Source organism: Kitasatospora sp. NPDC059571, assembly GCF_042735675.1.
GTDB lineage: Bacteria > Actinomycetota > Actinomycetes > Streptomycetales > Streptomycetaceae > Kitasatospora.
In genome coordinates this window covers 2,959-15,711 of the sequence record NZ_JBHWBW010000156.1, presented here as the reverse complement: position 1 = coordinate 15,711, position 12,753 = coordinate 2,959, and the positions used below count along the sequence as shown (strand labels likewise).

Below are 12,753 nucleotides of genomic sequence, written 5' to 3'. Positions count from 1 at the left end.
GCGCGGGGGGGGGGGGAGCCCCCACGCGCGGCTCAGCGGGAGATCAGGGGGAGATCAGCGCCCCTGGAGGGACTTGACGTTGTCGCCGAAGGTCCAGCCCTTCGAGCCGTCCCAGTTGATCGACCAGGTCATCAGACCCTTCAGCTGGCCGCTGAAGGCGTTCCACGACTGGCCGACCAGGCTCGGCGCCATGTAGCCGCCGCCCGCGCCGGACTGGGCCGGCAGGCCGGGCACCTGCTTGTCGTAGGGCACCTTGACGGTGGTGCCCTGGATGGTCAGGCCGTTGTTCAGGCAGGTGGTCTGCACCGTGAAGCCCTGGACCGTGCCGGCCTGGTAGGAGTCGCCGGAGCAGCCGTACATGCTGCCGTTGTAGTACTGCATGTTCAGCCACCACAGGCGGCCGTTGTCGACGTACTTCTTGATGATCGGCAGGTAGGCGCCCCAGATGGACCCGTAGGTGACGCTGCCGCCGGTGACGTACGCGGTCTCGGGGGCCATGGTGAGGCCGAAGCCGGCCGGCATCTGGGCGAGGACGCCGTCGATGATGCGGATCAGGTTGGACTGCGAGGCGGACAGCGTGCCGATGCTGCCGCTCCCGGACAGGCCGGTCTCGATGTCGATGTCGATGCCGTCGAAGTTGTACTTCTTCAGGATCGGGACGACGGTCGCCACGAACTTGTCCGCGACGGTGCTGGAGCTCAGGTCGATGCCCGCGGCGGCGCCGCCGATCGACATCAGCAGCGTCGCTCCGGCCGCCTTTGCCTGGCACATCTCGGCGGGGGTCGACACCTTCACGCCGGAGTCCATGCCGTCCTGCCAGAGCACGGTGCCGTCGGAGAGGATGACCGGGAAGGCGGCGTTGATGACGTTGTACCCGTGCGCGGCGATCCGGCTGTCGGTGATGGGGACCCAGCCCATGCCGGGGTGGACACCGTTGCCGGCACCGTCCCAGTTCTCCCAGTACCCCTGCAGCACCTTGCCCGACGGCCTGGGCTTGGTGGCGCAGGTGTCGCCCGGCCCCGTGGGGCTGGTGGTCGTGGTGGGGCTGGCCGACGGGCTGGTCGTCGTGGTGGGGCTCGGCGACGGGCTGGCGGTCGTGCTGGGGCTCGGCGACGGGCTGGGGGTCGGCGACGGGCTGGAGCCGCCGGGGCCGGTGAGTGACACGTCGTCGGCGTAGTACGCGGGCTGCCCGTACCAGCCGTGCACGTAGACCGTCACCGAGGTGGTGGTCGCCCCGGTGGTGAAGCTGACGCTGAGCTGGCCGTACGAGGCGTTGCCCGGCGTCCAGGTGGACGGGTCGGAGGCCGCTCCGGTGCCGGTGGCGCCCAGGTAGACGTAGCTGCCCTGGACGTAGGCGCTCAGCGTGTACTGCGCGTTGGGCTGCACGCTGACGGTCTGGCTGCACTGGGCGTCGTCCTGGCCGGCCGGCGTACCCTTGAGCGCGGAGGCGCCGGAGTGGACGGGACTGCTGACGGCCGCACCGGAGCCGCCGGTGCAGGTCCAGTTGGAGAGTCCGCTCTCGAAGCCGGGGTTGGCCACCAGGTTGGTGGTGGCGGCCCCGGCCGTGACCGAGCCGACCGCGGCGAGGCCGGCACCGATGACGGCGGCGGCGCTCACCCCCGCGAGGGAGCGCCGCAGGGCGGTCCGCCCGTGACCGGCGCGGCCGGTCCTGCCCGGATGTGGAGTACGTGCCTTCCGACGGAACATGCTGTGCTCCCTTCCCGCCGGGCGTCATGGACATGACCAGTCCGTGGGGGTGTGACGCCGGGCCCTGGGTGAGGTGGGGACATGTGAGGCTGTGCCGGATCGGATCGTAGGAACGCACGGCAAGGCCCGTCAATAGGTCTGGACCAATTTGAGACCTCGGCCCGGTCGAACGGGGCCGATGCCCACAACTTCTGCGTACGGGACGACCGATGAGTAGTCCTCGGCCACCGCGGGCAGTCGACCCCGGGCCGTCACGGCCTTCGACGCCCGTGCCCCGGAGCCGTGTCGTGCGGTCGGCCTGCCGCCGCGGCCCGCCGGCGGAGCAGGACCGGGTCAGGTCGCCGCGGGCTGATCGACCACGATCTCGCGCTTGAGGATCTTGCCGGTGGCGCCCTTGGGGAGCTGCTCGGCGAAGGTGACGATCCGGGGGTACTTGTAGGCGGCGACCCGGCGCTTGACGTGCTCGCGGATCAGGTCGGCGGTGGTGTGCGCACCCTCCCGGAGGACGATCACGGCGGCGACCTCCTCCCCGTGGTGCTCGTGCGGGACACCGACGACCGCCGCCTCGGCCACCGCCGGGTGCTCGTACAGCACTTCCTCGACCTCCCGCGGGTAGACGTTGTACCCGCCGCGGATGATCAGGTCCTTCTTCCGGTCGACGATGTAGTAGTAGCCGTCCTCGTCGACCCGGGCCAGGTCGCCGCTGTGGAACCAGCCGTCCTGGAAGGCCTCCTCGGTCGCCTCCGGCCGGTTCCAGTAGCCCTTCATCACGTTCTCGCCGCGGATCGCGATCTCGCCGACCTCGCCGGGCCCGGCCGGGCTGCGGTCGGCGGCCACGAGCCTGAGTTCCGTGCCGCGGACCGGGAGGCCGATCGAGCCGGCCCGTCGCGGCCGGTCGGGGTGGTTGAACGAGGCCACCGGGGCGGTCTCGGAGAGTCCGTACCCCTCCAGCACGACGGTGCCGAACGAGCGCTCGAAGGAGTGCAGCACCTCGACGGGCAGCGCCGCGCCGCCCGAGACGGCCAGCCGCACCTGCGGGAGGTCCCGGCCGTCCGGGGCAACGGTGTTGAGCAGCGCGGTGTACATGGTGGGCACGCCGAGGAAGACGGTGGCGCCGTCCCGCCGGAGGATCTCCAGGGCCTGCCGGGGGTCGAAGCGCGGCAGCAGGGTCAGGGCGGCGCCGGCCGCGGCGGCGGCGTTCATCGCGCAGGTCTGCCCGAACGCGTGGAACAGCGGGAGACCGCCGAACAGGACGTCCTCCGGGCCGAGTTCGAAGAGCGTCTCGACGCAGGTCACGGCGTTGCTGAGCAGATTGCGGTGGGTGAGCTCGGCGCCCTTCGGCGTTCCCGTGGTGCCCGAGGTGTAGAGGATCACCGCGGTGTCCTCGGCGGCCCGCTCGGCGACCCCGTGCAGCGGCGGGATGCTGCCGAGCAGGGCGTCGAAGGCGGTGGCCTCGACGACCAGGCTGCCGACCCCGGCGTCCGCGGCGGCCTCCGCGACCTCGTACGCGAAGGGCGGTGCGGTCAGGACGGTGCGGGCCCCGGAGTCCCGCAGGACGAAGGCCATCTCACGGGCCTTCAGCAGCGGGTTCATCGGCACCACGACGGCGCCGGTGCGCAGCACGGCGTAGTAGGCGACGGGGAAGAGCGCGACGTTGGGCAGCACCAGCGCCACCCGGTCGCCGGGCCGGACGCCGTCGGCGTGCAGCAGGGCGGCCAGCCGGGCGCTGGCGTCCTCCAGCCGGGCGTAGCTCAGGACGGTCCCGTCCTGCCGGACGGCGGTCCGTTCCCCGTGCACCCGGGCCGAGGACACCAGGAGCGAGGCGAGGTTGGTCATGGCGTGGTCTCCTTCGGGGCGAGCCGGTGGTGGCTCCGGTGGGGCCGGCGGACCGTGCGGTCCGCCGGGTGCAGCGGGGTGATCACGTCGCGGGGCGGGACGCCGCCGCGGCCGGGAGCGGTGTCGGCCCGGTGCGGTCCGTCCACAGGGGCGGCAGCGGCCGGCCCGGGCGCAGTGCGAGCCAGAGCCGCGGCAGGTGGCGTCGGTGCCCGGGGCCGTCCCGGAAGGCGGAGCGGGAGTGCAGGACGGCGAGGTTGTTGACCAGCGGCAGGTCGCCGGCCTCCAGGTCGAGGTCGAGCCGGGCCGCCGGGGAGGAGGCCGCCCAATCGATCAGGTCGAACAGCTCGGTGTCGGCCGGTTCCAGCCGCGGCGCGTCGGGGAACCGCTGTGCGGACTCCAGGTGGCGCCGGTGGTAGCGCAGGCTGAGCCTGCCCTCGTGCCGGCAGGCGAGGGGCGCGGTGTCGTACGGGCGCTCGCCCGGCCCGTGCTCCTCCCTGCGGTCCACCGCGTACCGGCGGTAGAGGCGGCCGGCCAGGTCGGGGCGGCGGGCCAGGACGGCGTTGTGGACGGCGGCGGAGCCGGCCAGGCCGATCCGTCCGCCCGCGGCGGCCGGGCGCAGGCAGTGCAGGGCGAGGACGTCGGAGCCGTCGGTGTGGAACCCGAGGGCGGTGCGGGTCTGGTAGCCGCGGGTCGCGGGGTCGGCCGGCGTCCGGCCGGTGTCGCGGACGTGGCCGAGCAGGTGGCCGGCGGCGTTCTGGGAGACCGGGGCGCCGAGGTGCCGGCCGATCCCCCAGAGGACGTTGGCCGCCGCGCCCGCGCCGTACCGGTCGACCGGCAGGCCCTTCACCAGGACGAAGCCCCGGCCGTTCTCCAACTCGTCGGCGATGATGTCCAGTTCGGCAGCGAGGGTGGGCAGCGGGAAGTCCGCCGCGGTCGACCTCAGCAGGGTGGTTCCGCGACTGCGTGCGGTGTGCAGCGCGGCGTCCAGCTCGGCGAGGTGCGCCGGCGACAGCCGGACGGTCCATGCGTCGCGGCCCGCCAGGTCGGGGCCGTGCCAGGCGGCCGGTCCGGTGAGGTGCTCCTGCAGCATTCCGTGGGCTCCTTCCCCCGCCGGACGGCCGGCCGCCGCCAGGGGCCGGGCTGCCGACCTGCTCGGCGGTGGTGCAACGCTAGGAGCCCACCCGCCGCACTGCTTGACTTCACGTGACAGTTGGCTTACCACTTGGGGACATTCACCGAGGGAGGTGATCCCGTGAGGCCACTGGTCCGCACCGCCGCGCTGAGCGGATACGTCGAGCTGAGCCGGTCGCTCGGCCTCGACCCGCAGCCGCTGATGAAGCGGGTCGGTCTGGATGCCGCCGGCCTCGCGGTGCAGGACCGGTGGATCTCCGGTGCGGCCGTGGTCCACCTGCTGGAGCTCTCGGCCGCCGCCGCCCGGCACGAGGACTTCGGCCTGCGGATGTCCGAGCTCCGCCGGTTCTCCAGCCTCGGTCCGATCAGCCTCGTCCTCCGGGAGGAGCCGGACGTGCGCAGCGCGCTCGGACTCATGCTCCGGCACGAGCACATGTACAACGAGGTGCTGCACACCCGGCTCTCCGAGCGCGACGGCCTGGCGACGATCAAGGTCGGGCTGGACCTCGGCGAGCCGACGGAGCACCGCCAGGCGACCGAACTGGCGGTGGGGGCCTTCCACCGCGTCCTGCTCGGCTTCCTCGGCCCCCACTGGCGTCCGCTGTCCGTCTGCTTCACCCATCCCGCCCCGGCGGACACCGGCACCCACCGGCGGGTCTTCGGCTCGACGGTGGAGTTCGGCCGGGAGTTCGACGGCATCGTCTTCTACGCGGGCGACCTCGACTCGCCCAACGCGATGTCCGACCCGCAGCTGCGGACGTACGCCCGGCAGTACTTCGAGGCGATCGCCGTCCCCCGGGACACCACCGTGCCGGACCGGGTGCGCGAGCTGATCGAGGTGCTGCTGCCGACCGGGCGCTGCTCGATCGAGCAGGTCGCCCGCAGCCTGGGCGTCGACCGGCGCACGGTGCACCGCCACCTCGCGCAGTCGGGCGAGACCTTCTCCTCGCTCCTCAACACGACGCGGGTGCAGCTCGCCGAGCAGTTCGTGGCCAACAGCCGGCGGTCGCTCACCGAGATCGCCGACCTGCTGGGGTTCTCGGCGCCCAGCGCGTTCTCCCGCTGGTTCCGCGAGCAGTTCGACTGCACCGCCCGGGAGTGGCGGGAGCGCCGGGGGCAGACCGCGGATCACTGACCGCGTCGGCGCCCGGGGGCAGGTGTCCCCAAATGGAAAGTCCGCTGTCACCCAGGGTCAAGCACGGGCGCCCGGCGCGCCCTACCGTTGCTGCACCGCGAGAGACCGCCGGCCCCGCAACGACGGGCCGGGCGGGGGCCCACCCGCAGCCTCCGCCCCGCCGGCCGGGAGCACCACGCCGTCCGCCCCGTCCGCCGGGCCGGACCCGCACCGCCCCGCACCGCAGCACTCAGCACTCAGCACTCAGCACTCAAGCGGCTCGCGCCACGGCGCCCCGTACCGCGGCGTCGCTCGCCGCACCGGCGCGCACCATCCGACGAAGGAGACGGACCGTGCACTTCCTCGACGACTCCCTGCTGCCCGAGAACCAGCAGAAGCTGGTCATCCAGGCCGCACCCTACGGGCCCGAGTGGCTGCCCGGCGACGCCCCCGACCTGCCGCTCACCATGGACGAGCACGTGCAGGCGGCCGTCGACTGCTACAACGCGGGCGCCACCGTCCTGCACATCCACGTCCGCGAGCTGGACGGCAAGGGCTCCAAGCGGCTGTCGATGTTCAACGAGCTGGTCGGCCGGCTGCGCCAGGCCGTGCCGGACATGGTGCTGCAGATCGGCGGCTCGATCTCCTTCGCCCCCGAGGGCGAGGGCGCGGGCGCCGAGTGGCTGTCCTACGACACCCGCCACATGCTCGCCGAGCTGGACCCCAAGCCGGACCAGGTCACCATCGCGATCAACACCAGCCAGATGAACATCGTCGAGATCATGACGGCGGACGACCTGGAGGGCACCTCGATAGCGAAGCCCGACTACTACCGCGCGTACCGCGACATGTACCTGGAGGCCGGGCCGGAGTTCTACCTGGAGCACCTGGCTCGGCTGCGGGACAAGGGCATCCAGCCGCACTTCCAGCTCGCCACCATCGCCCAGCTGGAGACCGTCGAGCGGCTGATCCGCTCCGGCGTGTACACCGGGCCGCTGGTGCTCAACTACGTGGCCATCGGCGGCGGTTTCGCCGGCCGCCACCCCGCCGACCTGATCGAGTTCGTCCGCCGCACGCCGGACGGCGCGGTGCTCACCATCGAGGCCTCGATGCGCGCCGTCGCCCCGATGAACGCCATCGGCATCGCCCTCGGCTGCCACGTCCGCGTCGGCAACGAGGACAACCTGTGGGGCCGCAAGGGCGAGCGGATGACCTCGGTGCAGCAGGTCGAGCAGATGGTCACGATCGCCGACGCCCTCGGCCGCGACATCGCGAGCGGCGCCGAGGCGAAGGAGATCTACCACATCGGCGAGTACTACGCGGACACCGAGGAGACCCTGGCCCGGCTCGGCATGGTGCCGAACCGCCGCCCCGGGCAGCGCGGCTTCATGCTCCGCGACGTCAAGTACTGATCCCCCTCGGCACCCGACACCCCGCCAACCCGCCCCGAGAGACAGCAACGGAGCACCCCATGGCCCATGCCATCCGCTTCCACGAGACCGGCGGCCCCGACGTCCTGCGCTGGGAGGAGGTCGAGGTCGGGGCCCCGGGCCCGGGCGAGGTCCGGATCCGCCACGCGGCCGTCGGACTCAACTTCGCCGACACGTACTTCCGGACGGGGCTCTACCCCGCCCCGCTGCCCGCCGGGCTCGGTGTGGAGGCCGCCGGCACGATCGAGGCCGTCGGCCCCGGCGTGACCGGCTTCGCCGAGGGCGACCGGGTCACCTACACCGGCAGCCCGCTCGGCGCCTACAGCACCGAACGGGTCATGCCCACCGGCTCGTTGATCAAGCTGCCCGACGCGATCGGCTTCGAGACGGCCGCCGCCATGACCATGCGCGGCCTCACCTCCGCGTACCTGCTGCGCCGGATCCACCCGTTGAAGGCCGGCGACACCGTGCTGCTGCACGCGGCGGCGGGCGGCGTCGGCCTGATCCTCTGCCAGTGGGCCAAGCTCCTCGGCCTCACCGTGATCGGGACGGTCTCCAGCACCGAGAAGGCCGAACTCGCCCGCGCCCACGGCTGCGACCACATCGTGTACTACCGCGAGGAGAACGTCGCCGAGCGGGTCCGGGAGCTCACCGGAGGCGAGGGCGTACCGATCGTCCTCGACAGCGTCGGGAGGACCACCTTCGCCGGTTCGCTCGCCTCGCTGCGGCGCCGCGGACTGCTGGTCTGCTTCGGCACCGCCTCGGGCCCCGTCCCGCCGATCGACGCCATGCAACTCGCGCTCCACGGTTCGGTGTTCGTGACCCGTCCGGCGCTCGCCGACTACATCGCGGACCCGGCGGAGCGCGCCGAACTCGCGGCCGAGCTCTTCGGCCACGTCGCCGCCGGCCGCATCACGATCGAGATCAACCAGCGCTACTCGCTCAAGGACGCCGCACAGGCGCACCGCGACCTGGAGGGCGGCCGGACCACCGGCTCCTCCGTCTTCGTCCTCTGACCCGCGCCCGGCGCGGACCCCCCCCCCCCCCCGGCGGCCACCCCACCGCCTCCCCGGAGGATCCACATGAACCAGACCGCCCTCCCCGGCCCGGCCGCACCGGCCCTGGTGCGCCCGTCCGTCCGCCGCTCGATCAAGGTCGAGCCGCTGACCTGCACCATCGGCGCCGAACTGTCCGGTGTGAACCTCGGCGACGCCTCGCGCGACGCCGACCTGTTCGCCGAGATCAGGGAGCTCCTGCTCCAGCACAAGGTCCTGTTCCTGCGGGACCAGGACATCACCCGGGCCGAGCACATCGCCTTCGCGCAGCGGTTCGGCCCGCTGGAGGACCACCCGGTGGCCGGCAGCGACCCCGACCACCCCGGGCTGGTCCGCATCTACAAGGAGCTCGACAGCCCGCCCGAGCACTACGAGAACGCCCTGCACACCGACGGCACCTGGCGGGAGACCCCGGCGATGGGCGCGGTCCTGCGCTGCGTCGTGACGCCCCCGGTCGGCGGCGACACGCTCTGGGTCAACATGGCCGAGGCGTACCGCCGGCTGCCGGACCGCGTCAAGGAGCAGATCGAGGGCCTGCGGGCCCGGCACAGCATCGAGGCGACCTTCGGCGCGGTGATGCCGACCGAGGCGCGCCACCGGCTGAAGGCCCAGTACCCGGACGCCGAGCACCCGGTGGTGCGCACCCACCCCGAGACCGGCGAGAAGATCCTTTTCGTCAACGGCTTCACCACGCACTTCGTCAACTACCACACCCCCGAGAACGTCCGCTTCGGCCCGGACTACGCCCCGGGCGCGGCCAACCTGCTGACCTACCTGATCAGCCAGGCGGCGATCCCCGAGTACCAGGTGCGCTGGCGCTGGCAGCCGAACAGCGTCGCGATCTGGGACAACCGCTCCACCCAGCACTACGCCGTACAGGACTACTGGCCCGCCGTCCGCCGGATGGAGCGCGCCGGGATCGTCGGAGACAGACCCTTCTGAGCCCGTCCCAGCAACAGGTGAGGTGGTAACAATGGCGTTTCACACCGATGCGGAGCCGGCGGCGGCTCCGGCCGCCGCCGCCCAGGCGCCGGCCGTGTCCCGGCGCTATGCCTGGGTGGTCTTCGCGCTGAGTTTCGGACTGCTCCTCTCGGACTACATGTCACGGCAGGTGCTCAACGCGGTCTTCCCGCTGCTGAAGGCCGAATGGCTGCTGACGGACGCCAAGTTGGGCTCTCTCAGCGGCGTCGTCGCCCTGGCGGTCGGCGTGCTGGCCTTCCCGATGTCCCTGCTCGCCGACCGCTGGGGCCGGGTCCGGAGCCTGGTGGCCGCCGCGATCACGTGGAGCGTGGCGACCCTCGGTTGTGCGGTGGCGGCCGACTACGGCCAGATGTTCGTCGGCCGCCTCTTCGTCGGCATCGGCGAGGCCGCCTACGGCAGTGTCGGCATCGCCGTCGTCCTCAGCGTCTTCCCGATCGGCATGCGGGCCACCCTCTCGGGGGCCTTCATCGCCGGCGGCGCGTTCGGCTCCGTCCTCGGCGTCGCGATCGGCGGCGCCGTCGGCCAGCACCTGGGCTGGCGCTGGGCGTTCGGCACCATGGGGATCTTCGGGCTGGTCCTGGCCGTGGTCTTCGCCGTCGTGGTCACCGAGAAGCGGCTCCACCCCGGGCCGCGCCCGGGCCGGGCGGAGCGGGCGGCGGCGGCGCCGCTGCGCGCCCTGCTGCCCAAGCTGTTCTCCTCGGTCTCGGTGGTCGGTGCCTACGTCGGCAGCGGGCTCCAGCTGTTCATACCCGGAGCACTGATCGCCTGGCTGCCCAGCTTCTTCAACCGCTACTACGGGATGCCCACGGCCAGGGCCGGCGCCACGGCGGGGATCTACGCCCTGCTGATCGGCGTCGGCATGATCGGCGGCGGCATGGCCTCCGACCGGATCAGCCGGTCGGACCCGGCCCGCAAGTGGCTCGTCGCCATCGCCTGCAGCCTGGGCTCGCTGGCCCTGCTGACGGCCGCGTTCCGGATCCCGACGGGGGCGCCCCAGCTCGTCCTGCTCGGCGCCGGCGCGCTGCTCTCCGGCGCGACGGCCGGCCCGGCGGCCGCCATGGTCGCCAATCTGACCCCGGACGCCATCCCGGCGACCGCCTTCGGCACGCTCACCCTGGCGAACAGCCTGCTCGGGCTGGCCCCCGGCCCCGCGGTGACCGGCATGATCGCGGACCGCACGGGTCTGCTCGGCGCACTGCAACTCGTCCCCCTGGTCGCCCTGCCGGCCTCGGCCTGCTTCCTGGTCGGCCGCAGCCGTTACCGCACCGACCTGCGCCGCCTGAACGGCCCCGTCCCGGCCCCCCGCGAAGCGGAGACAGCCGCATGAGCTCCCCTCCCCCTCCCCCGGTCGTGATCGTCCCCGGCCTGCGCGGCCACGTGGCCGACCACAGGCAGACCGTCCTCGCCGACGGGCTCGCCGCCGCCGGCCGGGACGTCCGCACCGTCCCGCCGCTGGCCGGCGACGACGACCGGATCGACTGCGAGGCCCGGGTCGCCGCGTTGGAGGAGACGGTGTCCCGGACCCCGGGCCCGCCGATCCTGGTCGCCCACAGCGCCGGGGTGATGACCACCGTCCACTGGGCGCTCCGGACGGGCCGCGCCGTCCACGGCGCACTGCTGGCAACCCCGCCGGACTTCGACACCCCGCTGCCCGAGGGCTACCCCACCCCGGAGGCGCTCCGGCAGAAGGGCTGGGCCCCGACGCCGAGAACGGCCCTGCCGTTCCCCAGCATCGTCGCGATGAGCGACGACGACCCGCTCGGCCACCCGCAGAGGGTCGCCGGGATGGCGGCCGCCTGGGGCAGCCGCCTGATCGGACTCGGAGCGGTCGGCCACCTCAACCCCGCCTCCGGCTACGGTCCTTGGCCGCAGGCGGCGGAGCTGGTCCGCGAACTCGAGTTCGACTGACGACACCGGCACGCCGGGGCGTGTCCGACGGCTCCCGCCAGGCGCGGGACCCTCGGGCACGCCCCCCGTTTTTCCACCCGCACCACCGGAAGGCGACGATGAGCACCGATACCGACCTGCTGTGGTCCCCGAGCCCGGCCTCGACCGAAGGGTCCGACCTGGCCGGGTTCCTGGACCGGCTGGAACGCACCCGCGGGCTGCGGTTCTCCGAGTACGCGGAGCTGTGGCGGTGGAGCACCGCCGACCTGGCCGGCTTCTGGTCGGCAGTCTGGGAGCACTACGGCCTCGACGCCGTCTCCGGCTACGAGAGGGTGCTCGGCGACGCGGTCATGCCCGGGGCGGAGTGGTTCCCCGGGGCACGGCTGAACTTCGCCGAACGCTGCTTCGCCCGGGCCACCGACGAGCGGCCCGCCCTCGTCGCGCTGACCGAGGACGGCGGGCCCGAGGAGACCTCCTGGCGCGAACTCCGGCGCAAGGTGGGGGCATTGGCGTCCGAGCTGCGGGAGATGGGGGTGCGTCCGGGGGACCGGGTCGCCGGCTACCTGCCGAACACCCCGCACGCCGTGGTCGCGCTGCTGGCCGCCGCGGCCGTCGGAGCGGTGTGGACGGTCTGCTCGCCGGAGTTCGGCACGGCCGGTGTGCTCTCCCGGCTGCGGCAGGCCGAGCCGACCGTCCTGCTGGCCGTGGACGGCTACCGGCACGGCGGCAGGGAGCACGACCGGCTCGCGGCCGTCGCCGAGATCACCGCCGGGCTGCCCACACTCCGGCACCTGGTCACGATCGACAACCTCCGCCCGGCGGCGCCCGCGCCGGCGTCCGCCTGGTCGCCGCGCGGCGACGTGCGGCAGCACCGGTGGGCCCCGCTGACCGCCGGGGACGTCCCGCTCGACTTCGCCGACGTGCCCTTCGACCACCCGCTGTGGATCCTCTGGTCGTCCGGCACCACCGGCCGCCCCAAGGGCATCGTGCAGGGCCACGGCGGCATCGTCGTCGAACTGCTCAAGGCCCTCGGCCTCGGCTGCGACCTGCGGCCCGGGGACCGGTACTTCTTCCACACCTCCACCGGCTGGATGGTGTGGAACTTCATGGTCGGCGGCCTGCTGCACGGCAGCACGCTCGTGCTGTACGACGGCAGCCCCACCCACCCCGACACCGACGGCCTCTGGCGGATCGCCGAACGGACCAGCGCCACGGTGGTCGGCGTCGGCGCGGCGTACCTCACCGCCGCCGAGCGGGCGGACTCCCGCCCCGCCGGCCGGTACGGCCTCACCGCGCTGCGGACCGTCCTGCAGACCGGATCCGCGCTGCCGCCGAGCACCTGGCGCTGGGCCCACGACCGCCTCGGGGCGGGCGTCCGGCTGCAGTCCATCTGCGGCGGCACCGACATCTGCTCGGTCCTCGCCGGGGCCAGCGTCCTGCTGCCCGTCCGGGTCGGCCGGATACCCTGCCCCGCGCTCGGCGTCGCGCTGGCCTCCTGGGACCCCGCCGGGGGGGGGGGGGGGGGCCCGCGGGGGGGGGGGGGGCGGGGGGGGCCCCCGCGCGCCCCGCGCGCGGCCGCCGCGGGCGCCCCGCCCCGCCCGCCGCCCCGCGC

At 73.5% G+C, this 12,753-nt stretch carries 10 protein-coding genes and 1 pseudogene; 7 read left to right on the top strand and 4 right to left on the bottom strand.

Features of this window, described 5'->3' with window-relative positions; translation table 11 throughout:
- Positions 1-54: 54 nt before the first annotated feature.
- The 4 genes and pseudogenes from ACFV0G_RS19030 to ACFV0G_RS19015 form a co-directional block, all read right to left on the bottom strand.
- The gene (locus ACFV0G_RS19030) at positions 55-1,164 is read right to left on the bottom strand and encodes a chitinase (protein ID WP_380548666.1); all 1,110 of its coding nucleotides are present in this window, start codon (positions 1,162-1,164) and stop codon (positions 55-57) included.
- Between the two features lie 42 nt (positions 1,165-1,206).
- Positions 1,207-1,707, bottom strand: a pseudogene (locus ACFV0G_RS19025) (carbohydrate binding domain-containing protein); the annotation flags it as partial.
- Positions 1,708-2,040: 333 nt separating this feature from the next.
- The gene (locus ACFV0G_RS19020; protein WP_380548663.1) at positions 2,041-3,543 is read right to left on the bottom strand and encodes a long-chain fatty acid--CoA ligase; all 1,503 of its coding nucleotides are present in this window, start codon (positions 3,541-3,543) and stop codon (positions 2,041-2,043) included.
- A gap of 82 nt (positions 3,544-3,625) precedes the next feature.
- Positions 3,626-4,633 (bottom strand): TauD/TfdA family dioxygenase, encoded by a 1,008-nt coding sequence (locus ACFV0G_RS19015; RefSeq protein ID WP_380548660.1) that lies wholly within the window; start codon positions 4,631-4,633, stop codon positions 3,626-3,628.
- 162 nt (positions 4,634-4,795) lie between these two features.
- Here ACFV0G_RS19015 and ACFV0G_RS19010 point away from each other — a divergent pair, with 162 nt between their 5' ends.
- The 7 genes from ACFV0G_RS19010 to ACFV0G_RS18980 form a co-directional block, all read left to right on the top strand.
- On the top strand, positions 4,796-5,809 hold the full coding sequence (locus ACFV0G_RS19010; RefSeq protein WP_380548657.1) for an AraC family transcriptional regulator ligand-binding domain-containing protein: 1,014 nt from the start codon (positions 4,796-4,798) through the stop codon (positions 5,807-5,809).
- Positions 5,810-6,141: 332 nt separating this feature from the next.
- Positions 6,142-7,200, top strand: a complete 1,059-nt coding sequence (locus ACFV0G_RS19005; RefSeq protein WP_380548654.1) for a 3-keto-5-aminohexanoate cleavage protein — start codon at positions 6,142-6,144, stop codon at positions 7,198-7,200.
- Between the two features lie 59 nt (positions 7,201-7,259).
- Positions 7,260-8,234 (top strand): quinone oxidoreductase family protein, encoded by a 975-nt coding sequence (locus ACFV0G_RS19000; RefSeq protein ID WP_380548652.1) that lies wholly within the window; start codon positions 7,260-7,262, stop codon positions 8,232-8,234.
- Between the two features lie 66 nt (positions 8,235-8,300).
- Positions 8,301-9,215, top strand: coding sequence for a TauD/TfdA dioxygenase family protein (locus ACFV0G_RS18995; protein ID WP_380548649.1), 915 nt, complete (start codon positions 8,301-8,303; stop codon positions 9,213-9,215).
- A 31-nt stretch (positions 9,216-9,246) separates the two neighbouring features.
- Positions 9,247-10,581, top strand: coding sequence for an MFS transporter (locus ACFV0G_RS18990; RefSeq protein ID WP_380548647.1), 1,335 nt, complete (start codon positions 9,247-9,249; stop codon positions 10,579-10,581).
- Positions 10,578-11,162, top strand: coding sequence for an RBBP9/YdeN family alpha/beta hydrolase (locus ACFV0G_RS18985; protein WP_380548644.1), 585 nt, complete (start codon positions 10,578-10,580; stop codon positions 11,160-11,162). Before ACFV0G_RS18990 ends, ACFV0G_RS18985 begins: the two co-directional genes overlap by 4 nt.
- Before the next feature lie 98 nt (positions 11,163-11,260).
- Positions 11,261-12,753: AMP-binding protein (locus tag ACFV0G_RS18980; RefSeq protein WP_380548641.1), on the top strand; the 1,493-nt coding region annotated here is incomplete at its 3' end.